Origin of the sequence: Acidithiobacillus sp. HP-11 (genome assembly GCF_015100075.1) — a bacterium.
GTDB lineage: Bacteria > Pseudomonadota > Gammaproteobacteria > Acidithiobacillales > Acidithiobacillaceae > Acidithiobacillus > Acidithiobacillus thiooxidans.
Genome location: NZ_JACKYY010000014.1, coordinates 37,554 through 63,214, shown reverse-complemented (window position 1 = coordinate 63,214; position 25,661 = coordinate 37,554). Strand labels below are relative to the sequence as shown.

The window sequence follows — 25,661 nt, the reverse complement described above, 5'->3', positions numbered from 1 at the left end:
GCTTCACCCTGTGAAGATCTGGTGGAAAAAATGGGCATCAGCTGGGACAAGGCCAAAGCCGACTTCCAGGAATATCTCAAACAGGTCGAGCAGGGCAACGTGGAATATCTCTACAACCCCGAACTCGCCACTAACCAACATATCAACATGAAAGCGGGCGCTTAAGGAGAAAAATCAGTGAGTGCACAGGATACAGTATTAGTCGTAGGTGCCGGCCCGGCCGGTCTGTCAGCAGCTGCAACCATCGCTTCGATGGGCAAGAAAGCGGTCATCGTCGAGAAGGAAGATATTCTCGGTGGCGCCCCGATCATCTCTGGTTACGCCAAGCTGGTTCCCTCGGGTGAGTGGGCCAAGGACGCTATTGGTCGTATGGTCAGTCGGGTAGAAGGAGATGGCAATGTGGCTATCCACAAATCTACCAAGGTGACCACGGTTGAAGGGGAAGCCGGTAATTTTACGGCGACTCTGAGCAATGGTGAAAAGGTCGAGGCTGGATCCATTGTGCTGGGTACCGGTTTCACCCATTTTGACTCCATCAACAAGCCGGAATGGGGTTTTGGTACCTATGAAGACGTACTGACTACCACCCAGATGGAACAGATGGTTGGTACCGGTCAAATTACCTGTCCTTCGGATGGACGGGTGCCCGAGCGGGTTGCCATTCTGCTCTGCGTAGGGTCACGTGACCGTCAGATTGGTCGTGAATGGTGCTCCAAAATCTGCTGCACCGTTTCTACGAATCTGGCGATGGAAATCAAGGAAATTTCACCGAGCACCGACGTGTTCATTTACTACATGGACATTCGTACCTTCGGTCTTTACGAAGACAAGTTCTACTGGAAGAGTCAAGAAGAGTACAAGACCAAGTTCGTCAAGGCGCGTATTGCCGAAGTCACCAAATCACCGGACGGTCGTTTGCTGGTGAAGGGCGAAGATACTCTGGTCAAGCGTCCTATCGTGATTCCCATGGATATCGTGGTTCATGCTATCGGTATGGATCCCAATGCTTTGAATGCTGAAATTGCCAAGACTTTTGGTATTGGTCTCGAAAAACACGGCTTTATTGATCGTGCCGAGCAGTACACCAATAGCCAGGGAACGACGCGCAAGGGTATTTACGTGTGTGGCGCGGCTACCGGCCCGGAAGATATCGATACTTCGATTGCTCAAGGGCAGTCCGCTGGTTCACGAGCAGTAGCCGATCTCTTCGGACAGCAGAAAGTTGCCAGCTGATATCTACCAGGACAGGAACGAAGAACACATCGTTCCGGCCACCCTGCCCATTGAGCTCGACAAGGGCCTGCTCAATCGTTCTTTCTATGAACTGGAAGAAGCTTTTGAGGGACAACAGGGACTTGCCGATCTGGTGAGCAGCATGACAGAAAAGACGGCAAGTTTTCGCCGTCTGCTACTGGAAGAACAGCAACCCCTGACCGAAACACAAATGGAACATCTCGTCGCGCAGATGTTTACGGCGCGACGGAAAATATGGCCGCTCATTGAGGAACAAGGTGCGGCCAAGGTTGGGGAGTTGATGCGCGATCTGCTCACCGGACACGGCGATCTGACGCAGCGCATGGCAAGATTCGAAGAGGCCTTGCCAGCTACCGGAAAAGTCAAACGCGTCATCAGGGATGTGGCTGCTGAAGTCCTGCACTTCAGCGATCCGGAGCGGTATCCTCTGATGACTCGCTGGGTCTGGGATCAAGGAACCACTTCTGGAGCCATTCGTGAGTTTATACGTGGTGGGGATTACCTCACGGATTTTCCTTTTGGCGAGAGTCCCGAAATGTTTGAGGGACTGCGCCAGTGGATGCGTGAAACACTGCTGGAGTTGGGCGTATATCGTGATGTTCCCTACATGGTGGACATCATCCTCGCTCATCAGTATTCACAGTATGTACGAGCAATGGCAGAAGGCTTTTTGCGTTCGGACTTTGGCGGTCAGACCGACTTTACGGAGCAGATTCGTAAGTTGCTGGGTGTTGAAGTGCAGCGGCGGATGGGCGGGTCTCGCATCAAAAGAGACGACATTCATTGATGAATTAGGGTTTAGGAGCAGCTATGGCTATTCATGAAAAAACACTGATCGATCCAGATCGGATTTTACAGCACGACCATCTGGTAGTGGACGGAGTGGATGTTTCAGGGTCCTGGAACACGATGATTACTCCCCGTACGCTCACCGACTATGAAGAAAATTTCGAAAAAATCATTCAGAGCTACAGCGGTGGCGAGAATGTGCATCGTTGTTGGCAGTGCGGTTCCTGCACCAACTCCTGCACCATGTACGCCCAGAACGTGGACTTCAATCCGCGTTACTGGATTTATCTGATTCGTCTGGGCCTGAAGGCCGAGTTGATGAAAGATAAAGACATCATCTGGCAGTGCGTGTCCTGTAACAAGTGCACCAACATCTGCCCCAAGGACGTGCGTCCTGAAGGCGTCATGAAAGCCACCGCACACTGGATGGAAGATAATGGATTGACCCCCAAGACCCTTTCCACCCACTTTGACGAAGAATTCACCCATCAGTGTATTGAGTTTGGTCGCATTGAAGATACCGAAGTCATGATGGGTTTTTACAAGCGTTCCAATCAGCCTCTGGTGCAGGCCTGGATTGTTGAGTTCGGAAAGCGTCTGTCCAAGGGCTTGCCTTTGGGGCAGTTGGCGAAAATGGGTATGAATGTTGTTTTCCGTCCGAAAACCAAGTCCTGGGGCAAGACCGGAGAAGTTCTCGCAGAATATGTGAAAGCACAGAAGGAGGCCGCTCATCATGGCTAAGGTTGCATATTATCCGGGTTGTGCGCTGGAAGGTTCTGGCGGCCCCTACGACAAGTCCACGCGCGTTCTGGTCAAGGAACTTGGCCTGCAGATGGAAAACCTCGAAGACTACAACTGTTGCGGCGCCATGGAAGTGAAGAATATCCACCCCATGCTGCAGACCTACATGTCCGCACGCAATCTGGCCATTGCCAGCAAATTGCAGGGTTGTGATACGGTGATGGCCCCTTGCAACGGTTGTTACCGCAATCTGAAGCAGACGGAATATGAATGTGCCACTTCCGAAGAGACCATGAAGACGGTTCAGGATCTGGCCGACAAATCCGGCGATCCGGTATACGACGGTGATGTACGGACGTTGCATGCTCTGGAATGGTTCATGGAAGAAGTCGGTCCTGATGGCATCAAGAGCAAGGTCAAAAAAAGTCTGAACGGTCTGAAAATAGCTAACTATTATGGCTGTATGTATACCCGTCCCCGGCAGATCTTCCCGGAAAAGGACCAGGGTCCCGGCTCTGAATCCAGCTATGCCCCGCATTTTATGGACGACCTGCTCAATGCAGCGGGTGCCGTAGCCGTAGACTTTCCCTTGAAAACCGCTTGCTGTGGTGGTGCGCATACGCTTTCTGATTCGGATACCTCCACGCAGTTGGTGTTGAACATCCTCCAGGCAGCCGAAGATGCCGGTGCTGAAGTTATTGCGACGGAATGTCCGACCTGTCACTCCGGGCTGGAAATGCATCAGGTCCGTGCGGAGACGGAATTCGGTATCAAATCCAACGTCAAGGTCATTTACTTCACCCAGTTGTTAGGGTTGGCTATGGGCCTGTCTGCGCGCAAGGTCGGCATTCCCGACAACGTCAGCGATTCCATGGACCTGCTTGCGGCCAAAGGCATCGTATAACAAGGTTGGGAAGCGCCCCGTAATGGGGCGCTTTTTTTTACCTGCCGCTGTCAACAGGGGGAGGCTATGGAATGTAACGGATGCGAATTTCGCGCCGAATTATATTATGATCAGGAGTGTCAAATCTGGGTGCGTCGCGAAGGCGACGGAACCCTGACGGTGGGCATGACGGATATTTCTCAATCTATTGCTGGTAAAATTTTGCATGTGCGGGTGCGCCGTCCGGGCACACGCAGGCCCGTAGGCAAGCCCGTGGCAACCATTGAAAGTGGCAAATGGGCGGGTCCGGTTCCTAATGTGTTTGATTGTGTGATCGATTTGGCCAACGAAGATGTGCTGGAAGATCCCAACCTGCTGAATATTGAGCCTTACGAAGCGTGGATCGCCCGGGTTCGACCGGTGGCATCCGTGGACGTAGCGTTAAAAAAACTGTCTACTGGGGATGCGGCATTTGAGTTGTATCGGCAGCGCTGTCTGCGCGACGACATCCATTGTGAACGGGGTATGCGATGAGTGATCATTATTTGAACGATGACGGTGAAAAGTCGGTGGTTATTGTGATGACCAGTGGCCCAAGCACCGCCCATCGTTGTGCAACGCCTTTCTATCTGGGTTCGCTGTTGTCTTCCATGGACGCAGAGGTTAAGATTTTTTGCACAATGGAAGCCGTAAAACTCATGAAAGTAGGTGTCGCAGAAAATTTGGCAGCGATGGAAGGTGGCAAGCGGATTATTGATTTTATTCGCGATGCCAAAAATGCTGGAGCACAGCTTTATGTATGCAGACCGGCACTGCCTGGATATGAGATTGAAGCAGACAACTTGATTGATGAAGTGGATGAAGTGGCTTCAGCAGGTGATCTTGCTGATTTGATTTTGTCTGTTGACCGGCTATTGTTTTTTTAATTTAAAACCCGAAGGAGAAAATGATGGGAACTGTACGTGGCTGTGAAATCCCCGAAGATTTGATGTACAACGTTGATAATAACGTTTGGTTGCGCAAGGAAGATGACGGCAGCGTCACCATTGGTATGACTTCTTATGCCTGTGCTCTGGCCGGCCAGATTGTTTCCTACACCCCCAAAGGTGCTGGAAAAGACATCAAGAAAGACAAGTCTGCCGCAACGGTTGAATCCGGTAAGTGGGTAGGTCCGCTGAAGAGCCCGGTGAGTGGCACTGTGGTTTCCAGCAATGATGACGTAGCCAAGGACCCGGGCCTGATCAATAAGGATCCCTATGGTAGTGGCTGGATTGCCAAGTTGACCCCGGCTGACTTCGCTGGTGATTCCGGCGAGCTGAAAACCGGTGCTGACGCTCTGGCCGCTTTTGAAGAAAAGATGACGGCTGATGGTTTTGGCGGCTGCTGAGTTATTCAGATAGCCCTATCCAGTCAGACGGCCGCATTTTGCGGCCGTCTAGCTTTCTTAATGGTTGACAAGGATGGAAATTAATATGAACCCATGGTTAAACGCTGTTTCGCAAGTGGAAGCATTAGAAGATCTGACGCTCAACGCTGATCTGGTCGAATCCATGCGGGAGCGGTGGTCTGGCCTGGCTGGCAGTCAGGTGGGTCGTATCAATTTCTATACCCCTTCATTCAAACACCACGAGACTTCGGAAGTTTCTGCTTGTGGTAAAAATGCGTTCCCGGCCATCTCCATTACCGGTGGTGACTGCAAACTCCAATGTGATCACTGCAAGGCTAAAATTCTGGAACCCATGATTCCAGTACGCAGTCCTGAAGAACTGGATCGTCTGGTCGATCAGATTGTTCTGGACGGTGGTCGCGGTTTACTCCTGTCCGGTGGGTCGGACCACCAGAATGTGGTCCATTATGAACCGTATTTCCCCATGGTGCGTAAAATCAAGGATCGTTACCCCAACCTGCAAATTGCCATGCATACAGGTATTGCTACCCCTGAGTTTGCCAGAGGCATGGAAGATGCGGGCGTTGATGTAGCGATGATGGATGTGATCGGTGCCCAGGACACCATCAATCAGGTCTACCATCTACGTCGCACTGTGGATGACTTCGAGGCGGCTCTGGAGGCTTTGGTTGCCACCTCAATGAAGGTTGTTCCCCACATTGTTATCGGTTTGCATTATGGAGAACTGCTGGGTGAGTGGAATTCGCTGGAAATCATTCAACGGCATCTGCCCAGTGCCTTGGTGCTGGTGGTGATTATGCCGCAGTATGCCTCTTCCAGTCGTCCTTTTGTGACTCCGCCCACCGACGAAGTCGGTAAATTCTTCATGGATGCCCGTGCTGCACTTCCAGAAACCCCGGTATTGCTGGGTTGTGCGCGGCCATCAGGCGTTCATCGTTCCATTACCGATACCTATGCGGTCATGGCAGGTCTCAATGGAGTGGCCTTCCCCTCCGATGGCATGTTGGCATTGGCCAAGCATCTCGAACGGGATGTGTTCGTGACCCCGTCCTGCTGCTCCATGATTGTCGGCGAAGAAGTGCTCAGCATGGGTGATGAGTCGACGACCATGCCTCTGGATTACGTGCCTGCTGCTCCAAAGCGCCGCACCCAACTGCGCGATATTCCCATCGTCTTCACGGCCTGAGCAATGTACGTAGTACTTGTGAACAGCTTGCCGCAGCATCGGGTTCACCCGCAATGAACCCTGTTGTTCAGGCTCCCTGGCTGGTCGTGGATACGGGTTTGCGTCCAGCCGATGAAAACATGGCGCTGGATAAAGCCTTGCTGCAGGCCATGGCCGATCAGGCCATTCCCAATATTTTCCGCTTTTTGCGCTTTGAAGAATCAGCGCTGGTGGGTTACCACCAGTCTCCGGATCAGGAATTGAATCTGGATTTTTGCCGGGAAGAAGGCATTGCTGTGCAGCGTCGGCTTACTGGTGGTGGCGCGTTGATTTTTGATCCGACCCAAATTGGCTGGGAACTGGTCTGCCATCGGGATGCTCTGCCCAAAGGCGATATGGCGGCAGTCTCCCGGCAAATTTGTCTGGCGGCTGCGGCAGGTTTGTCGAAGCTGGGCGTCAATGCCCGTTTCCGTCCACGTAATGATATTGAAGTGGAAGGCAAAAAAATCTCGGGAACGGGCGGTATCATGGACGGCGATGCTTTGCTTTTCCAGGGTACCGTGCTGGTGGATCTGGACATACCCAGAATGCTGCGGGTCCTCCGGGTTCCAGTGGAAAAGCTGGATGCCCATGCCATAGCATCCGTTGCCGATCGGGTCACCAGTTTAAGAGCTTTGCTGGGCGAAGCGCCGGAGCTAAGTATGGTTCAAGAGGCCTTGCTGGAAGGTTTCCGCTTACACCTGGGGCTGTGTTTTGAAACGGGAGAAATGCCGGAACCGGTCATGACCTTGCTCCCCGAGATGTTGACTGAAATCCGCGATCCGGAATGGTTGGGTGTGAACAACCGTGCCCGCGACGGTATGCCACTGCGCAAAGCCAGTCTGCGTGCGCCGGGAGGAACCCTGCAGGCAGAAATCCTCTGGGATAGCTTTGGTAATCGGGTGCGTCAGGTGCATTTCAGCGGGGATTACTTCATCCAACCCCGCCGCGCCATCGTCGATATGGAAGCCGCCCTTCGTAATGTACATCTGAATGACGTGGATACCATTCTGACGGAGCTGTTTGTGCAGCAACATATTGATGGTTTTGGTTTGCAGGCTGAACACTTCGCCAGTGTGCTGCGTATGGCAGCGGAGCAGCCATGAATAAAGTCAAGCTGGATCTGCTGATTGTCGGTGCCGGTCCGGCGGGAACGGCCGCTGCCCGTGCTGCCGCCGATAAGGGGCTGCGGGTACTGTGTGTGGATCGTCGGGCACAAATTGGCCTGCCGGTACAATGCGCGGAATTTGTCCCCATGCCTTTGTTGCGTACTGTTCATGAGACCCGGGCGCGGGTGCAGGATGTGGCAGGGATGATGACTGTTCTTCCCTCCGGCTTAGAACATCATAGTGTCTTCCCTGGTATCATGATTGACCGGGGACGTTTTGATCAGGGGCTGGCAGAGCTCGCTCAGGCCGCTGGTGCTGAGGTGAAAACACGCAGCACCTTTCTTGCCTGGGATGGTCGCCGCGCTCAAATCAAGCTGTCTTCCGGTGAGATTCAAGCGGTTGAACCCTTGCTGATGGTTGCCGCCGACGGTCCGCACAGCCCGGTGGCTGAAGCGATTGGGCTGCCGCATCAACAGGTGGTTTATACCCGGCAATACACGGTACCCTTGAGTCATCCCTATGCGGATACGGATATTTTTCTGTCTGATGCTTTTCCAGGTGGTTACGGCTGGCTGTTTCCGCGTGGACCTGTTGCCAATTTGGGTTTGGGGGCTGATAAACGCTTTGAGGATAATCTCAAATTACCGCTGGAACATCTCCATCAGCAGATGGTGGAGCGCGGCATTATTGGCCCAGAAGTGCTCGGTAGAACCGGTGGCGCCATACCCGTTGGTGGATTGCGTCCCATGATTCACGGTAATGTTTTGCTTTGTGGAGATGCTGCCGGATTGACGCATCCCATTACCGGCGCGGGTATCCCTGCGGCGGTCATCAGTGGGGAAGCCGTCGGTTTGGCCGCTGCCGCTTTTCTGTCCGGCGATGAAGATGCACTGGAAAGTTATGAAGAAGACATGCAGGATCAGTTCGGTCCCGCTTTGCGCCGGGCTGTGCAGCGCAGAACATCTTTGGAAGCTGTGTGGCGCAAGCCTGCAGCCCGGGAAGACCAGGTAATGCGATCCGCCTGGATCGCTTTTGATGAATACTTTGCCGCTTAAGGCAGATTGACAGGAGGAACGTCCATGAGTGCGGTAGTCGAAGAAAATTCTCAGACCCTAAATTTTTATCGCCCGGATTATTTCGTCAAAACACCGACGATGCGTTCCCCGGACTATGTGCAGTTAAGTACGGCGGCAGCCATTACCCTGGGTTTGGTGCCCGGCGTGATGCATCGCACCTCCTGTACCAACTGCCTGAATCTGCTGATGACCTACCCGGAAGGTTGCCGCGCCAACTGCACCTACTGTGGTTTGGCTCGCCATCGTGAAGAAAGCCGCGATTATGCCGACCGCAACTTCATTCGGGTGGACTGGCCGACGGTGCGGGTGGACGAGATGCTCGAACGCATTGCCCAGAACAGCGACAAGGGTGATTTTCAGCGCATGTGCATCAGCATGATCACCCATCCTGATTCGGACAATGATACCATGACCATGCTCAAACGCTGGATGGAAGTTGCCCCCCATATTCCGGTATCCATTCTTTCCAACCCGACCACTATGGAAAAGCAGGATCTCATCAACCTCAAGGAAGCCGGTGCGGACATTTTCACGGTAGCTTTGGATGCCGTGACCCCGGAAATTTTTGAGCGAACCCGTGGCAAAACCGTACAAAGCCCGCATTCCTGGGATAAATACTGGCAGGCCATTGAATGGGCCGCAGAAATTTATGGGCCGGAAAAATTCGGCGCCCATCTGATTTGTGGCATGGGCGAAACCGAACAGGAAATTCTTGAAGTCTGTCAGAAAATGAAGGATATGGGCGGTCATAATCACATGTTTGCCTTTTTCCCGGAAAAGGGTTCCATGATGGAAGACTGGGATCCGGTTCCTCAGGATCATTGGCGCCGTGTTCAGTTGGGGCGCTTCCTCATTGATTATGCTGGTGGCCGCTACGATGACATGAAATTCGACGAATATGGCCGGGTAGTGGACTTCGGCTACCCCGAAGCAGAGCTGGAAGACATTATCAACTCCGGTAAGCCTTTCCAGACTTCCGGCTGCCCCGGCAAAGACGATGAAGAAGTCAGCGCCTGCAACCGTCCCTATGGAGATTCTTCGCCCTCGGATATTCGTTCCTTCCCCTTCGCCCTCAACAAGGAAGATGTGGAAATCGTGCGTCGGCAAATGCGTTTGCAGGATCTGCAATTCCCAGGCTGACAGGCTTTCGGGAAGAATATTCAGCCGATTCATGATAAATTGGTTGAAGGGAAAAAGGGGCTTCGGCCCTTTTTTTAATGGGGATTCCCTAAAATCCAGTAATATTTATTGTTGCTAATATACCCATATTTTAAGCGCTGATAATTGGATTAAAAAATTGATAGATCAATGTTCTTGCAACACTGTTCCCGTTAAGACACAATCATCGTGTCATTAGCGACACAACTGTGGGCGGAGGATACAGATGAAAAAATCACGGATTTTAGGGGTAGCAGTAGCAGCAACTCTGGCAATGGGCATTTCCAGCAGCGCCTTTGCAACGGATGGTTATCAGTTGATTGGTATTGGTCAGTACGCGATCGGTATGGGTGGCGCGGTTGTCGCCGCGCCTGATGATCCTTTGTCTGCAGCGATCAGTAACCCTGCAGGTTTGGCCAATATGACGCCGCAGGCAGCTTTTTCTGCAGAAGTGTTTAATCCAACACGTAAGACCAATTTTGGAGATGGTGAAATTGGAAGCCATAGTAATGTTTATGGTGTTCCTGCTATCGGTTGGGTGGCCCCAGCTTTTGGGGATGGTATTGTGTTTGGTGGCGGGGTATATGGCACTTCTGGTTTGGGAGTGAATTATATACAGCAGAATGTAAATGGCCCTGCATATAATATGAGAGCTAATCCACCTTCTCAGGGCTTTGCTCCGGGCACTATTACTGCTTCCAGTAGTATCACTTTTATCCAAATGGCTCCATCAATTGCTATGAAGGTCAATCCTCATCTGTCAGTTGGGGCATCATTGAATATTGCGGCAGAACAGGGTTCTTTTAGTCAAATGTTTACGCCTAATAATAATGCGTTTTTTGCTAGACAGTCGAACGCATATTATACAAGTGGAGGAATAAATTTATCTTCACCATCATGGGCTTATGGTGTCGGTCTTACTTTGGGGGCTCTTTACAAAGTCAACGATATGGTAACCTTGGGTGCAGCCTATAAATCTCCTATGATTTTCACGCCAATGACTTGGCAAGAAACTGCTCAAGTTGGTCCCGGTAACGTACAAGGATCGGCTGGTCAGTATAGTGGTCATCTCAATTATCCGCAGCAAATAGCCCTTGGTATAGCAATTCGACCTATTTCCCAGTGGCTGATCAGCGTGGAAGGGCAGTGGATAAATTGGCATAACACCATGAATAACTTTACTATTTATGGGCCATGGAATGGTGTCGGCAGTGTGCCATTACACCTTGGTTGGAGTAACCAGTGGGTTGCCAATATTGGAACACAGTACGATGTAAATAATTGGTTGCAGGTCCGAGCAGGTTACACCTATGGATCTAATCCGATTAGTGCAGATAACATACAAAACAATCTGATTTTCCCAGCGGTTGTTGAGAATGCCATTACTTTTGGCGCTACTCAGAAGTTGGGAATGGGTTGGAAGCTGACGGAGGCTTATATGCACGCTTTTGCGAATACCGTCACAGGTTCTGCAGGCTCCTCCCCTTTCTACGGTGCTGATCCAGCCAGCGCCACGCTTGCCGAAAACTCCTTCGGTCTGCAAGTAGGTTACGACTTCTAAAACCATATCCCTCCTCAGGGTACGTGGGAGACGGGCAACCGTCTCCTTTTTTTGTGTTCAGGTTACGGGGCCGCGTTGGCGGCGCAAAATCCCTTACCTTGCACCGCAGGGGGTTTTTGCGCGAAACTGGCCTGAATCCGATCAGCAAGGAATCTAAGGAAACTCATGAAGTCCATACCGATTACTGATGTCAGTAGCCTCAAAAATGAACTCAACAAATACAAGATGGGGAAAAAGCTGGAGATTCCCCGTTTCAACCAATTGGCGAGAATGGCCTATATGGGTCGTTTGGTCATGACGCCACTGGATCCCGAGGATCCTGCCTGCAAGTCATTTCTGGTGCATGTGCAGGAACCTCTGGGCATGGCCGCGCACTTTATCGAGTTGGATGAAGATTTGCAGGATACCATCCTGATTCTGGATAGTGAGCAGTCCATGGCCATGGCGGGTATCATGCAGGCGGGTGTGGAAGAACGCGTGCGCTGGCATGAAGCCCTGAATGAGCGGGATTTCTATTTTTCGGCCTTTTACCGCCCCAAGGACAAGGAAACCCGGGAAGAAAACGCCTGAGTTGATGACCTTCGGCTATCTTCCGCTCCAGTCAGGACAGCTCTGAGGGATGCAGTTACGCATCATCTCCTTGGGGGTGTTGTCTCCGGAGTTACTCCACAAAACCTATGTGGGGCTGGCAGAGGCGCAAAGTGACAGTGATCTGCCCATTTTGCTGCTGGTACAAAGCGCTGCGCATCTGAGTCCGGGTGCGGCACAATCTGCCGGAGCGGAACTCGACCTGCTGGCCTGTAAAAAGCTAGGGGTCCCGGTGCTGCAAAGATCCCTGGGTGGCGGGCTGGTCTGGGTGGATGGCGGACAGCTCAGTTACTTTTTTATTTTTCCGACGGCGTGGGGTATGCGCCGTGCTCCTGAGCTTTTTGACTATATCGCGCCCTGGATAGTGGCTCTTTATGCCCATTTTGGGGTGCTCGTTGAGGCGCGCGATGGGCACGACTTCTGGTGCGCCGGGCGTAAAATCGGTGGGACCGGAGCGGCCAGTATCGGGCGCAGTCTGGTGCTGGGCGGCAGCATCATGCTCCATGTGGACTGGCAGGGTTTTGTCCGTTGTGTGGCAGCCCCTTCGGAAGCGTTTCGTGCCTGGCTCGCAGAGGCCCTGGAGGACAGTGTCTGGAGTTGGTCGCAACTGTCCTCCTCTCCACCCACGCCCGAGGCTCTCCGCGCGGCTTTTCCTCTGGTGCTGGAAAAGTTTGGAGTGCAAGCGGTCATCGAGATGGTGCTGAGTTGTGATGAGCAGCGCGCCGTGGCAGAAGCGGAACTGGAAGAGCCGGAATGGGAAGACCGCAGAAGCCGCCGCGTAGCTGCGGGCATTAAGATTAAAGCGGGCGCTTTTTTGACAGAACGCCAATGGCCGGAAGGACAATATTTACGTATCTGGACAGAAAATGGCTGCTTTCGTAGGGTGAAAGTCTCGTTGTGGGCCGAGAGCGAGACGCAGATATTCAGCGGCTTGCAGATGGATTCCCCCGCCTTCAACGCCGCCTTGCAACAATTGGCTGGTAACGAATACGATCTTTGGGCGGCACGATTTGCCGAAACGGCTGTCTGGAAAGATTAAAAATCCGAATCCAGAATGACAGGAGATGACGAATGCCCAGTATTGATGACCGGATGCGCAAGCGTTTTATATTGATGAATAGTGATGCGGCATTGCGTCAGGCGGTGGAGTCTTCTATTCCGGAAAAGTGGGAAATGACGGAAGCCACTGATCTGGATGCTTTTGATGAATGGCAGGAAATTCTCTTGCACCGCTTTATGCTGCTGAATCTGGAAGACCCGCAAATCAGTGATCCGGTGGAGTTGATAGACATGATCCGCCGTGAGCACCAGTTGAATATCCCTATTTTCTGTTTGGGTGGGAGCCGCGAATTGCGTGATCAGGCGCGTTCAGCGCGGGCTGACCGCTTTTTTGATCGGGAAGAAGGTTTGCAACGCTTGCCGGAATTTTTCCAGCAGTTTGCCTGGTAATAAAAAGCACCAAAAAATAGCGCCGCTGGCTTTGCTCAGCCGGACGGCGCTTGCTATACCGCTTGACTCGCTGCTTCAGCCGACCTTGGCGTGGGCTTCAGTATCCAGCAGCAGATCATGGCTTTCGCTCTGGCCTTCGGCGCTGACGGTCAGAGTGGCAATGCGAATGCCGGCATCCTTGAAGGTGACTTCGTAGGAGAAAATACCCGGCAGTTCCAGGGTGCTTTCTTTCAGAGTCTTGCCTTCACAGGTTACACTGACTTTGGCGCTGCCCTGACCTTCGAGCATGGCCTGAATCCGGAAAGGATGTCCGGCGACGCGACGGTAGACCTGAGGATCGCGATTGGCGTTGTATTGCAGGTTGTTCAGTTTGACCATCTTGACGAGTTTGTTGCTCATGGTTGCCCCTTATTAATCACACTATAAAATGAATTATACACGCATTTAGCTAAAACTCTTTTATCCTAGACGAAAATCTCCCGGAGTGGTAGCGGGTTTCGCCGAAAAACCGATCAGGAGTGATGATGACCGAGTCAACACAGTTAATTACGGCACTGGATGCCGCCCATGAACGTATTGAAGCGCTAGCCAAACAACAAAGCGCAGGAATGCCCTTGCCCGAATTGCTGGCAGCGGGCATTGCCGAATCGCAGGCCATGTTGCGCATTATGCTGGAAAACGAGCATAAGCCTTATGCCAGTGATGCGGATTTGCTGGAATTGTGGAAAACCCTGGTGAAGGGCAAGCCCCACTGGAATACCATTCGCGATAATTGTCGTGAACTGATTTACTACCAGAATTGTCTGAAAGCGGAGCGTCAGGATGCACTGCCCGCCCAGCCTGAGCGGATGGTGATTCATACCCTGCGTCACATATTTCTGTATTTACGTAGTCATGCCGAACAAAATCAAGAGGGTTGAGTAATGAGTGAAATGATTATCCAGGAACCTTTTTACCAACCCGTAGCCAATGAAGTCGGGGTGTTTATGGCGGCCTGGAGCCGCCGTTTGCCGGTCATGCTCAAAGGCCCGACGGGCTGCGGCAAAACCCGCTTTCTGGAACATATGGCCTGGCGCCTCAAGCGGCCCCTGATTACCGTAGCCTGCCACGAAGATCTGACCAGTTCAGACCTGGTCGGGCGCTTTCTCATTGAAGGAGATGCCACGGTCTGGCAGGACGGACCCTTGACCAAGGCGGTGCGTGAGGGGGCGATCTGCTATCTGGATGAAATTGTTGAAGCGCGGACCGACACGACCGTCGTGATCCATCCCCTGACGGACCATCGCCGCCATCTGCCTATTGAAAAACTGGGCACGGAAATCAATGCGCATCCCGATTTCATGCTGGTCATTTCCTACAATCCCGGTTACCAGACGGTTTTGAAAGATCTTAAACCCTCGACCAAACAGCGTTTTGTGGGTATGAATTTTACCTATCCCCCGGCCGAGGTGGAAACCCGGATTGTCATGAAAGAGGCGGGGCTGGATGAATCCCGCTCCAAGGCCCTGGTGGCGGCAGCAGATAAAGCCCGGAATCTCAAGGATCAGGGTCTGCAGGAAGTGACTTCGACGCGCGCGCTGATTTACGCTGGAGCGTTGATGGTGGCGGGACTGGAATCCCTGGAAGCCTGCACCATGGCGATCATCAACCCGCAAACGGATGATCCGGAGTTGAGCGAAGCCTTGCTGGAAATTTTCCGGACTTTTTTCCCGGAACGTTAAGGAGCTTTCATGTCGGAAGCGACCGAAGAAATCCTCGAGCATCTGGCGGCCATCAGTTTTGTGGCCGGACGGGATGCCCGCGAAGCCTTGCCCGCAGTGGCGCCGCTTGGGGAAGCGGCTGCCCTGCGCTTTCTGGAAACAGGCCGAGACCTGTTTTTTTATGACCGGGAAGCCGGTAAGGCCTATTTTCATGCCACGGCCAACATGGTAGCGGCTTTTGGCGGTCTGGATCCCTGGCTGGAACAAGCGCGGCAGTTTCTGACTCAGCGCGGAACCTTTCGCGCCGTAGTCGGTTTTTTTGCGCAGGCGGCCATGGTGCGTAAAAACTGGGGGGCCGAAGGTGAAGCGCTGTGGTTCAAGCTGGGGGCGGCCTGGGTTGATCGTCATGTAGATAGTGCTGCGGCTTATTTTCGGATGCCGGTGGCGATGCTTTTTGGGGATAACGGTACCACTGGCCTGACTGCCCTGCTGCAGCCTGCTGACAGTCTGGCCAAGGGCCGTCTGGGTCTGGGGACTTATCTGGATGGCGCCATCAAGGTGCGCGGCATCTGTGGTCTGGACGGTGTAGCGGAATGGGCGCGACGCGGGGCAGATGTGCTGGCTGCCGGTCGGATTCGGGGTGAGGCCTGGTTTCGTCTGGAAAGTGATGAAGCCCGCAGCTTTCTGCTGGAGGTGCTGCCCGGTTTTCGGATGGGAACCCACAAGCGCTTGTTTGGTTTATTGCTGCAGGCCTGGACCGGATTGCATTTGCCTTTGGAAGAGGGCGACTGGAGTCTGGAAGGAGGCCGCAGTTTTCTGGAAACCGATGGCCGCAGTCTGTTTGTACCAGCGGTCATGCCGGATCGGGAAGAAGCCCTGCTGGCTTTTTACCATACGGGTGCGCATCTGGCTTATGACAGTTATGAGCAGGACGCCATCCACGCCCTGTTTGCGGAAATTGGCATGGAGCATCCACCCCTGGACCCCGATCAGCGCATTACCTGGCGACCGCTGTTTGCCCAGTTTGGCGAAGACCTGATTCGTTTCCAGATGATTTTTGATTTGTGTGAAGACCTGCGCGTAGATGTAGCGCTGGATCGGGAAATGCCAGGGTACATCTCCCGGGTTGTCCGGGCGGCCCGCAAGCACGGACTCCCTGAGGGTGTGGCTGCTGTCTACTATGAACAGGCCCAGCGTTATCTGGAAGATTACCAGCAAGGTCGCTTGAGCTCTGATCTGGCGGATCTGACCCGTAGCGAAGCCGGTATTGTGGATGCCTTCCGGGTGGCTATGGCCTTGTATGCCACAACCACTCTGCCGCCTTTGACCCTCACGGAGCGTGCCCGTGCTTATTTGCCCGGCCATTCTCCCAATGCCGCAAGGCCCGTCTATCCCCGGCAAAAACACGGCAGCGATGGACCGGAAGTAGAGGGTGACAGTGCCCTGGGTGCGGCGGGTCATCAGGAAAAACCCAAGGAAACTCCACAGGCCGCCGAGGGGAATGACCCGGATATGGAAATCCCGCCCGAAGATATTCAGGGTACGGGCGGGCGCGTGGGTGTGGGTATTCCTTTGCCGGCCAAGGTGGCGGGCAGTGGTCGGGGGGTGAAAGGCCCCAAGGGCGGCTGGCCCTACCGCGAGTGGGACTACCGCCATCAGCAGTACAAAATGGACTGGGCGCGGGTGCACGAGCGTAAGCTGCGCGAAAAAGATGAAGCCAAGGCCATTGAAATAGCGGCTGAATATGATGGGACTTTGCGGCGTCTGAAGCGCGCCTTACAGGCCCAGAAGCCGACCCGGATGTCTCCCCGTCGTCGTCAGTATGAAGGGGAGGAACCGGATCTTGAAGCTGCTGTGCAGTTTCTGATTGAAAAACGTGCCGGACGTTCGCCCAAAGCCAGCGTGTATTTGCAACGTCGTCCCCAGCAAAGGGATACGGCGGTGCTGCTGCTGGCCGATCTTTCCACCTCGATCATGGCCGAAGCGGGAGATTCCGGGGTTCGGGTGGTGGACCGGCTGCGTGCAGCCATGCTGCTGTTTGGCGAAGCGTTGCTGGAAGTGGGAGATCCCTTTGCGGTCTATGGTTTTGCGAGCAAATATCATGATGAGGTGCTGATGTATCCCATCAAGCGCTTCACCGACAGATTTGACGCACGGGCCAGGGCCCTGCTGGGAGGCTTGTCGGGGCGTCTGGCGACGCGCATGGGCGCGGCTATCCGCCACAGCAGCAAACTGATGCTGCGCAGCCCGGCCCAGCGCCGCCTGTTACTGATTCTTTCCGATGGTCGTCCGGCAGATTATGATGACGGGGGAGATGCCCGCTATTTGCAGGAAGATACCCGCATGGCGGTGCGGGAAGCGCTGGAACTGGGTATTCACGCCTTCTGTATCAGTCTTGATCCCCAGGGTGGAGAATATTTGCCGCAGGTTTTCGGGCAGGGACATTATCTGGTGCTGCCGCATCTGGATAGCCTGCCGGCGCGCTTGCCCGAAGTGTACCTGCGTCTGCGGGGGCATGGCTGATGAATGAAAAGGAATTATTGCAGCCACGACTTGCGGCTACGCGTCCGGCCCGCTTTGTTGGCGCTGCCCGATATCGCCGCGCCAGTTATGGCAGCAATCATCCGCTGGCGATTCCGCGCGTTTCCCTGACTCTGGATCTGATCAACAGTTATGGGGCTATTGCTCCCGAGGAGTATTGCCTGGGACGTCCGGCCAGTCATCAGGAGCTGTTTGGCTTTCATACCCGCGATTATATCCAGGGCTTTGAACGCGCCCAGTTTCGCGGTAATGTCCGCGACACAGATCGTAAGCAATATCAACTGGGTACCTTGGAAAATCCCTATTTTCCCGGTTTTTTTGATACGCCCAATCTGGCTACGGGCTCCAGCATATTGGCTGCAGAGCAGGTATTGCAGGGTTTCACCGCTTTCAGTCCGGCAGGAGGCATGCACCATGCGGCACCCGGTCAGGCGCGCGGATTTTGTTATCTGAATGATCCGGTACTGGCTATCCAGCATCTGCGCAGGGCCGGGCTGCGCGTGTTGTACTGGGATATGGACGCCCATCATGGCGACGGGGTAGAGGCGGCTTTTCATGCGGATCCTGATACCTTGACGGTTTCCCTGCATATGGACACGGCTTATGCTTATCCTTTTCAGGGGGGCGGGCTGGATGACCATGAAGGAATGGCAGTCAATCTGCCCTTGCCCGCAGAAATCAACGACACGGAATACGCGGCAGTTTTCGAGGCCCTATGGCCCCGGGTCATGGGGCAGTTTGTTCCGGATGTGGTGGTCTTGCAGGCGGGTACGGACATTTTGTCTCCCGATCCGCTGAGCAAATTCCGGATATCCAATGGACTGTTCTGGCAGGTGATTCGGCGTCTGCTCGCCGAAAGCCCGCGTTTGCTGGTGCTGGGTGGAGGAGGGTATCATCCCATTGCTTTGGCACGCTGCTGGACCGGGGTCTGGGCGATTTTGTCCGGGCGGACGCTGGATGAAAATCTGCCCGAGTCAGGCCGAGCCCTGCTGGAAGGCGTGGAATGGGATCTGGACGATGAAGACGCCCCCGATTACAGCCGTCAATTCCAGTATCTGGATGATCTGCCCTTGCCGGGTCCCTTGCGAAACGAAGTGACCGATCGTCTGGAGTATCTGTTCCACCATCATCCCCTTTTTGCAAACAGGAGAAACGCTGCGTGAATGCTGCGGATAACACATTGATTCCCGGAGCCGCCAATAGTGTCGGCAGTAAGGCCTATGTAGCGCGTTTTGCAGAGACTCTGGCGGAAGAACATTTCAGTGATTTTCTGAATACCCGGATCAAGCTGTCCTCCTTGGGGGTCGGCACATTCCCCGGCGCCGTGGATGATGTGACGGATCTGGCCGTGGCGGCCATTGTCGCTCAGGCCCTGCAGTCCGGGATTAATGTGATTGATACTGGTGCGAATTATCGTTTTGGCCGGGCTGGTCGGGCGGTGGGGGCGGGTATTGCCAAGGCCATGGCGGCGGGAATTCTCCGCGAGGAGTTTTTTGTGGTGGGCAAGGGCGGGTTCCTGACCTTCACGGGCGGGCGTCCCGAAGATCCTCTCGCCTTTTTTCGCGAGGAAGTGGTCGCCAAAGGCCTGGGCAAGGAAGAAGACCTCGCCCAGAATGTGCATTGTCTGAGCCCCGAATATATTGCCTGGCAACTGGATGATTTACGCAGCCAAACCGGTCTGGAAACCCTGGATGTGTTTCTGGTGGATCAGCCGGAGGTACATATTCCGCTGATTGGCAAAGAACGCATGTACCAGAAGTTGCTCCAGGTCTTTACCGTGTTGGAACAGGCGGTCAATGAAAACAAAATTCGTTATTATGGCATCTCTACCTTCAACGCCTGTCGGGTGGAAACCGATCACACCCTGTTCCAGTCCCTGACCAGTCTGATTGGGCTGGCCGAGAAGGCAGCCGGTGAAGGCAACAGACACCATCTGCGGGTAGTGGAACTCCCCTTTAATGCCCTGATGCCCGAAGCCTACACGCGCTTCAGTCAGGTTACCGGGCAGGGAAATATTGGTTCGACCATTCAGGCCGCTTTTCAGCTCAAGCTGACCGTCATGGCCAGCCATACCCTGGGCAAAGGATTGCTGGCCCGGGAAGAAATCCCCTCCTTGCAGGAAGGAATTCCCGAACTGGCCAATGCGGCGCAACGGGCCATTCAGTTTGTGCGCTCGACGCCGGGCATTGGTGTCACCCTGGTGGGAATGAGTTCACCCCTGCATCTGGCAGATTTTTTAGCAGTGGCCAAGCAGCTCCCCTTACCCAAAGAACGCTATCTGGCGATGTTTGAAAAGGAAAAGTAGTGTTGAGCGAACCGGGCTTTTCTGGTTTTTATGCGGAGGACCGTTTGCTCTGATGTTAATTCTGGATTGACAGAGGAATAAAAATGCCAGAGAAGTTTTACGTCACTACGCCGATCTACTATGTCAACGACGTGCCCCACATTGGCCATGCCTATACGACGATTATCGCCGACATTCTGGCGCGTTACCATGAACTCAAGGGGGCGCATACTTTTTTCCTTACAGGAACGGATGAACATGGCCAGAAGATAGAGCAGGCTGCCCGCAGCCGGGGAAAAACACCTGCCGAGTACTCTGGCACGATCATTAGCACGTTCCGTAGCCTTTGGGATCATTTCGGTATTCGCTATGACCGTTTATTTTGAATTGAAACAGGGGAACTCACGGCGAGCATGTACCACGTTCACGATCTCTATGCAGGTGGCCGTGACACGATGATGTAGTCTATGATGGCGGCCAGATCGGCGTCGGCCGACTCAAGCCAGAAGATGGGTAGCATCATCAGGGCGTCTTGCGCTGTCTGAGCCGTGCTAGTCCCTCGGCCATGCGCCTCTCAATCTCATCGTGCGGGATGCCCGGGCGCTGGTCAGCTATGCTGGCGGCCGTCTTGGCCTGCAGCCAAGCCGTGTAGCTGGCCTCCTGCTCGGCGGTTTCAAACTCGGAGATGATGGATGGTAAAATGGCATTCATCCTAGGTTGCTCCTTGGTATCTATCATCAGAGAGGGTTTAACGCCCTCATTTGGCCAACCATACGGCCCTTAAAGGCTATATTAGGCGCTTTTCGCTCTTGCCGGAACCATCCTAACGTCCAGACCCACCTAATGATCTTTGGGTTTTTCGCCTTTGGGGGCACTGGCAATTTCCCGCAACAGTTTTTCCTGTTCCGCAAAAGACATGCGTCTTTGCCCCGGGGCAAACCCTTTGTTGGCAGGATTTTGTGCAGCAGGATGCCCGGCCCGTTCACTTTCCTTGGTGGCTGTATAGTTTTGTAACTCCCGTTGCCACTGGGCAGGCGCCTCACCCGTATCCGTGCGCCCCTGATAACCAGCAGGTGCGGCAGGGGTTTGTCGGGCAAACCAGCTGGCCTTGCGCAACTCCTTGTTATAGGTGCTGATCCAGTGGCTGATGCGGCTGAGATCCCAAAGAGCGAACGCCAGCATCAGGACGGCCACAACAATGGCCTCCCAGAGTAACCCTAATACGGCCAGAACCACTACGGCGGTCGTCACCAGCGGAAATACCCAGGCCCAGGACTCTTCCAGATAAAAACGATGGGCGCCAGAGGGGAACAAAAACCAATATAGATAGGCCCATAGAGGTTTTTTCTGGAGTTTTTGCAAGCGAATTTGTAAACTCTGTACCCCGGCGCCTTGCAGATCGAGCTTTTCCCAAGCCTTGGGCATGGGTTATCCTCCTTAAATACTGTATTGAAGCGCTCAGATATTACCCCTAAACTCATTAAAAGTCGTGGGTGACTAAGGATTTTCATGGCAGATCGACGGTTACAGGTTTTTCACACGGTGGCAAGGATGCTCAGCTTTACCAAAGCGGCAGATACTTTGCACATGACGCAGCCTGCGGTGACTTTTCAGGTGAAGCAGCTTGAAGAGCAATTCAATACACGGTTGTTTGACCGTACCCATAATCGCATCAGCCTCACTGAAGCGGGCCTGGTGGTGTACGAATACTCGGAACGCATCATTTCCCTGTACACGGAAATGTCCAATCGGGTTGGAGAAATGACGGGAGACTTGCGTGGTCATTTGCTGATCGGAGCCAGTACCACCATTGCCGAGTATATGCTTCCCCGTCTGCTCGGTGATTTCAAAATGAAATATCCGGACGTGCAGGTACGCCTGCATGTAGGAAATACCGACAAAATTGTCCACATGATTGAAGACAACAGCATTGATTTGGGACTGGTGGAAGGTGTGGTGACCAATAAAAGTCTGGCCACGCTCAAATGTTGCATGGATTCCATGATTGTCATCGCCCAGCCTGATCATGCCCTGGGTCTCCATGAAAGCGTGTCTGCTCAAGAGTTGCTGGATTATCCTTTTGTTTCCCGCGAAGAAGGTTCCGGCACCCGGGAAGTCACCATGGAATATCTGCATCAGGCCGGCATAGATACGGATGATTTGCATATCACCATGGAATTGGGCAGCCCTGAGGCGGTCAAGGGCGCGGTAGAAGGGGGGCTCGGCGTGGCCATTGTCTCTGAGGCCACAGTGCTGAAAGAACTGGCCCTGGGGACCTTGCTGGCCCGGCCCTTGAGCCCGGCCCTGGCAAGGCCGTACTTTTTTGTGTACCAGAAACAAAAATTCCGCAGCCTGGTTATGGATGAATTTCTGGAGTTTGCCAAGGAACGTTGCAGCAAGGACATGTTGGCCATGCCGGTGCGTCGCGAGGTCTAATCAACGAGAAGTTTTGAGGAGTATGAATGAAGCATTTTGCAGTCGTGCAGCACAGTTATTCCGAATTTCTGGGAATCGTGGAAAGCCAACTGGAAAAGCGCGACATCGGTTTCAGTTATTTTCGGGTTTTTTTGAGTGGTGAATTACCGGGGAATGCCCTGACTTTTGATGCCCTGTTTTTGTTGGGTGGGCCGATGTCTCCGCTGGAAACAGAAAAATACGAATGGCTGGAGCAGGAAATCAAAACCATTGCCATGTTCCGTAAAAACCGCAGACCGGTAGTGGGTTTCGGGCTGGGGGCGCTGCTGCTGGCTAAATATGAAGGCGCTGAATTACAACTCGAACCTTACCATAACGCTTATTTTACAACGGCGCATGCCACGGAAGCGGGTAAAAACGATCCTCTGGCTCAGGCTGTGGACGGTGCCAAAGTGATGGTCTGGTCGCCGGGAACCGCCATTTTGCCGGAAGGCATCCAGCCTCTAGTAGTAGATGATGAAGGCCGCTGGATTGCTTTCCGCCCTGAAGAGGGTGCGGTAGGTCTGCTGTTTCGACCGGAAATGAAACCGGGTCTGATTGAAGACATTCTCATGGAAGAGGATCGCGAACCCCCTGAAAATGTTGGTGAGTTACTGGAACAATGCCGCAGTCTCTGGCCGGAAATGCAGAAAACCACTGACCGCGTGATTGTTGCCCTAGTTCGCGAGCTGGCGCTGATGACCGAAAAGCGTAAGCCTCCGGTATTTTCCCTGAAAGTGGATACGGGTAGTGATGTATGAATAGTCGTGAGCGTCAGTTCCTGAAAGTGATGCGCAAACTGGATGCTGCCGGGCAGGAACAGGTAGTGGCTTTTGCCGAGTTTATGCGCAGTCGCCAGAAACCTGAAGCGCCGCAGGAAAAAGTGATTGAAAAGCCCAACCTGTTGCCTGCCCGCGAAGGCGAAAGCGTAGTGGGTGCCATCAAGCGGCTGCGGGAGAGTTACAGCATGCTGGATGCCAAGGAAATGCTCAATGATACATCCAGCCTGATGTCCAGGCATGTCATGGGCGGGATAGAGGCAGAAACGGTGATCGCCGAAATGGAAATCATGTTTGAGCGCCACTATCAACGCTACTGCGGAGTTTCGGAAGACAGCTGATGTCGGATGTTCATCACTTGCTGCAGATGCTTCTGCACTTTGACCATTACCTGCTTTTGTTTTTGCAGGAGTACGGGGCTTGGGTGTATGCCCTTCTTTTTCTGATTCTGTTTGCAGAAACGGGGCTGGTCATCATGCCCATTCTTCCCGGGGATTCCATGCTTTTTGTGTGTGGCACCCTGGCCGGAGTGGGAGCCATGAGCGCACCCTGGCTACTGTTTTTGCTGGTGACAGCGGCGGTACTGGGAGATGCAGTCAATTACTGGGTGGGCAAGCGCTGGGGTGTGCATCTGTTTGGCGGTAAGCTGTTGAACATCCGCCATCTGGAAACCACCCAGCGTTTTTATGCCCGGCATGGCGGAAAAACAGTAGTCATCGCCAGGCTGCTGCCCATTATCCGCACCTTTGCACCCTTTGTCGCCGGTATTGCCGCCATGCCTTATCGGCGTTTTGTCATCTTTAATCTGACCGGGGCATTTCTCTGGGTGGGCGGACTGCTCGGTGCTGGCTATTTTCTGGGTAGCTTCCCCTGGGTGAAAACCCATCTGAACCTGGTTTTGATCGCCATCATTGTGATTTCCCTGTTGCCAGCGGGTTTTGCCTGGTTACAACAGCGTCTGCAGCCCGCCGGTAATCCTGCACCCTGAATCTGTGTAGAGTTCGGCTGAAGCCTGCAAGATTAACCGTTCAGCTCTTGTTTTCCTGTCGTTCGATGGTCCGCACAATGCGGCGCTCGGCACGTTTCACCAGCCAGTTGAAAAGCGCCTGCTGATGGGGATCACCAGCGGCAGTATGTTCCGGGTGCCACTGTACGGCGAAAATATCCGGGTTGTCGGGCATGTCCACGGCCTCAATCACGCCATCTTCGGCGATGGCGTTGATACGCAGGGACGGGGCCATGTTGGCAATAGCCTGATGATGCCAGGAAGAAATTTCCAGGGTTTCCCGACGAACAATGCTGCCCAAAAGGGTATCCGGCAGGACAATGACTTCATGCATGATGGGATCCCCGTCATTGTTGCGATGACAGATGCGGGTACCAATATTTTTGGGTAAATCCTGCAGGAGGTCACCCCCCAGCGCGACATTGATGATTTGCAGGCCACGACAAATACCCAATACCGGAATGCGGCGGGCGATGGCTTCCCGTGCCAGGGCAATTTCTGCTGCATCGCGATCTGGATGCACCATGTACACACTTTCATCACAGGTAGCGCGATAAAACTCCGGGGAAATATCTCCACCACCCGTCAGCACCAGGGCATCGCAGCGCGACAAAATAATCCGGGCTTCCGGACATTGGGGTGGAAACAAAACCGGCAGACCTCCCGCCTGGCATACGGCTGCGGCGTACTGGGGCGCAAGGGAAAAAGGTTCGCCGTTCCGCTCATAAGCGCTGAGGGCGATGACCGGGGGTTCCGGAGGTAAAATCTCATCCATCGGAAGGGTTTCCATCCAGGCTGAGGATGGGCGCGTACAACTCCGGGCGGCGATCCCGGAATAATCCCCACTCGGCCCGTTGTGCCGCCAGTTTGGATAAATCCAGATCAGCATAGAGGATGCATTCCTCCTGGTCAGCCTGGGCGAGCAGGGCCCCGGTCGGATCACTGATAAAAGAGCCGCCATAAAAGGTGATGCTGCTTTCCGCGCCTATTTCGTGGCCGATCCGATTCGCCGCTACGAGCGGGACCAGATTGGCAGCGGCATGTCCCTGCATCACCCGGGTCCAGTGCCCACGACTATTGATTTCCGGGGCACGGGGTTCGGAACCGATGGCGGTGGGATAAAACAGGATTTCCGCCCCTTGCAGTGCCATCACCCGGGCGGCTTCGGGAAACCATTGGTCCCAGCAGATGGCGACGCCAATTCGGCCATATTGGGTGTCGAAAATTTTGAAGCCGGTGTCGCCGGGACTGAAGTAAAATTTTTCCTGATAGCCGGGACCATCGGGGATATGGGCTTTACGGTACAGCCCCAGATCCTTTCCGTCGGCATCAAAAACCACCACACTATTAAAAAAGGCGTTGTTGGCGCGCTCAAAAAAACTCACGGGCAGGACCAGATGCCGGTCTTTCGCCAGCTTTTGCAGGGCGAGTAATGCGGGATGGGAGCTGCGCGGCTGAGCCAGTGCCAAAAAATCCGGGTTCTGATCCTTGCAAAAGTAGGGTGTGCTGAATAACTCCTGGAGGAGGATGATGTTCGCTCCAGCATCTGCAGCACAATGTACCTGCTGCAGTGCCTTGTCGATGTTTTCCGCTTCGTTGTCGCCGACTGCCATCTGAATGGCAGCTACTTTTACCTGCATGATGCACCTCTGTCCGCAAACTTCTGGCCGATTCTCC

Annotated in this window: 30 protein-coding genes and 1 pseudogene; 26 read left to right on the top strand and 5 right to left on the bottom strand. The window is 53.8% G+C overall.

Going from position 1 to position 25,661, the window contains the following annotated elements:
* The 16 genes and pseudogenes from H7F08_RS15730 to H7F08_RS06095 form a co-directional block, all read left to right on the top strand.
* Positions 1 to 165 (top strand): annotated as a pseudogene (locus H7F08_RS15730) (heterodisulfide reductase subunit B); the annotation flags it as partial.
* A gap of 12 nt (positions 166 to 177) precedes the next feature.
* On the top strand, positions 178 to 1,233 hold the full coding sequence (locus H7F08_RS06165; RefSeq protein WP_010637279.1) for a CoB--CoM heterodisulfide reductase iron-sulfur subunit A family protein: 1,056 nt from the start codon (positions 178 to 180) through the stop codon (positions 1,231 to 1,233).
* Positions 1,223 to 2,041 carry a hypothetical protein gene (locus H7F08_RS06160; RefSeq protein ID WP_193640109.1) on the top strand — a complete coding sequence of 273 codons (819 nt, stop codon included), beginning with the start codon at positions 1,223 to 1,225 and terminating at the stop codon, positions 2,039 to 2,041. Before H7F08_RS06165 ends, H7F08_RS06160 begins: the two co-directional genes overlap by 11 nt.
* A 23-nt stretch (positions 2,042 to 2,064) precedes the next feature.
* Complete coding sequence (locus H7F08_RS06155) at positions 2,065 to 2,784, top strand: 4Fe-4S dicluster domain-containing protein (protein ID WP_010637284.1); 720 nt, start codon at positions 2,065 to 2,067, stop codon at positions 2,782 to 2,784.
* Positions 2,777 to 3,688, top strand: coding sequence for a CoB--CoM heterodisulfide reductase iron-sulfur subunit B family protein (locus H7F08_RS06150; RefSeq protein ID WP_010637286.1), 912 nt, complete (start codon positions 2,777 to 2,779; stop codon positions 3,686 to 3,688). Before H7F08_RS06155 ends, H7F08_RS06150 begins: the two co-directional genes overlap by 8 nt.
* A 66-nt stretch (positions 3,689 to 3,754) precedes the next feature.
* Complete coding sequence (locus H7F08_RS06145; protein ID WP_010637288.1) at positions 3,755 to 4,201, top strand: glycine cleavage system protein H; 447 nt, start codon at positions 3,755 to 3,757, stop codon at positions 4,199 to 4,201.
* Positions 4,198 to 4,593 carry a DsrE family protein gene (locus tag H7F08_RS06140; RefSeq protein WP_010637289.1) on the top strand — a complete coding sequence of 132 codons (396 nt, stop codon included), beginning with the start codon at positions 4,198 to 4,200 and terminating at the stop codon, positions 4,591 to 4,593. Before H7F08_RS06145 ends, H7F08_RS06140 begins: the two co-directional genes overlap by 4 nt.
* A gap of 20 nt (positions 4,594 to 4,613) precedes the next feature.
* Positions 4,614 to 5,054 (top strand): glycine cleavage system protein H, encoded by a 441-nt coding sequence (locus H7F08_RS06135; RefSeq protein ID WP_226826144.1) that lies wholly within the window; start codon positions 4,614 to 4,616, stop codon positions 5,052 to 5,054.
* An 85-nt stretch (positions 5,055 to 5,139) separates the two neighbouring features.
* Positions 5,140 to 6,261, top strand: a complete 1,122-nt coding sequence (locus H7F08_RS06130) for a radical SAM protein (RefSeq protein WP_024892999.1) — start codon at positions 5,140 to 5,142, stop codon at positions 6,259 to 6,261.
* A gap of 53 nt (positions 6,262 to 6,314) precedes the next feature.
* Positions 6,315 to 7,385: a biotin/lipoate A/B protein ligase family protein gene (locus tag H7F08_RS06125; RefSeq protein WP_193640108.1), complete on the top strand. Its 1,071-nt coding sequence runs from the start codon at positions 6,315 to 6,317 to the stop codon at positions 7,383 to 7,385.
* Positions 7,382 to 8,443 (top strand): NAD(P)/FAD-dependent oxidoreductase, encoded by a 1,062-nt coding sequence (locus H7F08_RS06120; RefSeq protein WP_193640107.1) that lies wholly within the window; start codon positions 7,382 to 7,384, stop codon positions 8,441 to 8,443. Before H7F08_RS06125 ends, H7F08_RS06120 begins: the two co-directional genes overlap by 4 nt.
* Positions 8,444 to 8,467: 24 nt before the next feature.
* On the top strand, positions 8,468 to 9,604 hold the full coding sequence (locus H7F08_RS06115) for a radical SAM protein (protein WP_142087337.1): 1,137 nt from the start codon (positions 8,468 to 8,470) through the stop codon (positions 9,602 to 9,604).
* 244 nt (positions 9,605 to 9,848) lie between these two features.
* Complete coding sequence (locus tag H7F08_RS06110) at positions 9,849 to 11,183, top strand: OmpP1/FadL family transporter (protein WP_193640106.1); 1,335 nt, start codon at positions 9,849 to 9,851, stop codon at positions 11,181 to 11,183.
* A 165-nt stretch (positions 11,184 to 11,348) separates the two neighbouring features.
* Positions 11,349 to 11,753, top strand: a complete 405-nt coding sequence (locus tag H7F08_RS06105; RefSeq protein ID WP_024893003.1) for a hypothetical protein — start codon at positions 11,349 to 11,351, stop codon at positions 11,751 to 11,753.
* Positions 11,754 to 11,802: 49 nt separating this feature from the next.
* The gene (locus tag H7F08_RS06100) at positions 11,803 to 12,810 is read left to right on the top strand and encodes a biotin/lipoate A/B protein ligase family protein (protein ID WP_193640105.1); all 1,008 of its coding nucleotides are present in this window, start codon (positions 11,803 to 11,805) and stop codon (positions 12,808 to 12,810) included.
* A gap of 32 nt (positions 12,811 to 12,842) precedes the next feature.
* A complete protein-coding gene (locus tag H7F08_RS06095) occupies positions 12,843 to 13,220 on the top strand; it encodes a hypothetical protein (RefSeq protein WP_075323203.1) in 378 nt (125 codons plus the stop codon).
* 75 nt (positions 13,221 to 13,295) lie between these two features.
* Here the strand turns inward: H7F08_RS06095 and H7F08_RS06090 are convergent, their stop codons facing one another.
* The gene (locus tag H7F08_RS06090; protein ID WP_024893006.1) at positions 13,296 to 13,619 is read right to left on the bottom strand and encodes a hypothetical protein; all 324 of its coding nucleotides are present in this window, start codon (positions 13,617 to 13,619) and stop codon (positions 13,296 to 13,298) included.
* Positions 13,620 to 13,744: 125 nt separating this feature from the next.
* Between H7F08_RS06090 and H7F08_RS06085 the strand changes: the two genes are divergently transcribed.
* The 6 genes from H7F08_RS06085 (at position 13,745) to H7F08_RS06060 (ending at position 20,131) form a co-directional block, all read left to right on the top strand.
* Positions 13,745 to 14,140, top strand: a complete 396-nt coding sequence (locus H7F08_RS06085; protein WP_193640104.1) for a hypothetical protein — start codon at positions 13,745 to 13,747, stop codon at positions 14,138 to 14,140.
* 3 nt (positions 14,141 to 14,143) lie between these two features.
* Entirely contained in the window at positions 14,144 to 14,941 is a 798-nt protein-coding gene (locus H7F08_RS06080; RefSeq protein ID WP_010637306.1) for a CbbQ/NirQ/NorQ/GpvN family protein, read from the top strand.
* A gap of 9 nt (positions 14,942 to 14,950) precedes the next feature.
* On the top strand, positions 14,951 to 17,443 hold the full coding sequence (locus H7F08_RS06075; RefSeq protein ID WP_193640103.1) for a nitric oxide reductase activation protein NorD: 2,493 nt from the start codon (positions 14,951 to 14,953) through the stop codon (positions 17,441 to 17,443).
* The gene (locus H7F08_RS06070) at positions 17,443 to 18,624 is read left to right on the top strand and encodes an acetoin utilization protein AcuC (protein WP_193640102.1); all 1,182 of its coding nucleotides are present in this window, start codon (positions 17,443 to 17,445) and stop codon (positions 18,622 to 18,624) included. Before H7F08_RS06075 ends, H7F08_RS06070 begins: the two co-directional genes overlap by 1 nt.
* Complete coding sequence (locus H7F08_RS06065) at positions 18,621 to 19,766, top strand: aldo/keto reductase (RefSeq protein ID WP_031572242.1); 1,146 nt, start codon at positions 18,621 to 18,623, stop codon at positions 19,764 to 19,766. The genes H7F08_RS06070 and H7F08_RS06065 overlap by 4 nt, the downstream gene beginning before the upstream one ends.
* A gap of 83 nt (positions 19,767 to 19,849) precedes the next feature.
* Positions 19,850 to 20,131 carry a class I tRNA ligase family protein gene (locus H7F08_RS06060; RefSeq protein WP_303646312.1) on the top strand — a complete coding sequence of 94 codons (282 nt, stop codon included), beginning with the start codon at positions 19,850 to 19,852 and terminating at the stop codon, positions 20,129 to 20,131.
* Between the two features lie 136 nt (positions 20,132 to 20,267).
* Here H7F08_RS06060 and H7F08_RS06055 read toward each other — a convergent pair whose 3' ends face one another.
* Together H7F08_RS06055 and H7F08_RS06050 are read right to left on the bottom strand one after the other, a co-directional pair.
* Positions 20,268 to 20,456, bottom strand: a complete 189-nt coding sequence (locus H7F08_RS06055; RefSeq protein WP_193640101.1) for a stability determinant — start codon at positions 20,454 to 20,456, stop codon at positions 20,268 to 20,270.
* 129 nt (positions 20,457 to 20,585) lie between these two features.
* The gene (locus H7F08_RS06050) at positions 20,586 to 21,170 is read right to left on the bottom strand and encodes a TM2 domain-containing protein (RefSeq protein WP_193640100.1); all 585 of its coding nucleotides are present in this window, start codon (positions 21,168 to 21,170) and stop codon (positions 20,586 to 20,588) included.
* Between the two features lie 84 nt (positions 21,171 to 21,254).
* Between H7F08_RS06050 and H7F08_RS06045 the strand changes: the two genes are divergently transcribed.
* The 4 genes from H7F08_RS06045 to H7F08_RS06030 are packed head-to-tail and all read left to right on the top strand — an operon-like array spanning position 21,255 to position 23,966.
* Positions 21,255 to 22,181: a selenium metabolism-associated LysR family transcriptional regulator gene (locus H7F08_RS06045; protein ID WP_010637323.1), complete on the top strand. Its 927-nt coding sequence runs from the start codon at positions 21,255 to 21,257 to the stop codon at positions 22,179 to 22,181.
* 26 nt (positions 22,182 to 22,207) lie between these two features.
* Positions 22,208 to 22,960: a type 1 glutamine amidotransferase gene (locus tag H7F08_RS06040; RefSeq protein WP_031573206.1), complete on the top strand. Its 753-nt coding sequence runs from the start codon at positions 22,208 to 22,210 to the stop codon at positions 22,958 to 22,960.
* Positions 22,957 to 23,319, top strand: a complete 363-nt coding sequence (locus H7F08_RS06035; RefSeq protein WP_031573209.1) for a hypothetical protein — start codon at positions 22,957 to 22,959, stop codon at positions 23,317 to 23,319. Before H7F08_RS06040 ends, H7F08_RS06035 begins: the two co-directional genes overlap by 4 nt.
* Complete coding sequence (locus H7F08_RS06030) at positions 23,319 to 23,966, top strand: VTT domain-containing protein (RefSeq protein ID WP_024893016.1); 648 nt, start codon at positions 23,319 to 23,321, stop codon at positions 23,964 to 23,966. The genes H7F08_RS06035 and H7F08_RS06030 overlap by 1 nt, the downstream gene beginning before the upstream one ends.
* 40 nt (positions 23,967 to 24,006) lie before the next feature.
* On the opposite strand, the gene H7F08_RS06025 is transcribed toward H7F08_RS06030, so the two are convergent.
* Positions 24,007 to 24,759 carry a gamma-glutamyl-gamma-aminobutyrate hydrolase family protein gene (locus H7F08_RS06025; protein ID WP_024893017.1) on the bottom strand — a complete coding sequence of 251 codons (753 nt, stop codon included), beginning with the start codon at positions 24,757 to 24,759 and terminating at the stop codon, positions 24,007 to 24,009.
* Positions 24,752 to 25,624 carry an N-carbamoylputrescine amidase gene (gene aguB, locus H7F08_RS06020; RefSeq protein ID WP_031573213.1) on the bottom strand — a complete coding sequence of 291 codons (873 nt, stop codon included), beginning with the start codon at positions 25,622 to 25,624 and terminating at the stop codon, positions 24,752 to 24,754. The genes H7F08_RS06025 and aguB overlap by 8 nt, the downstream gene beginning before the upstream one ends.
* Positions 25,625 to 25,661: the final 37 nt, after the last annotated feature.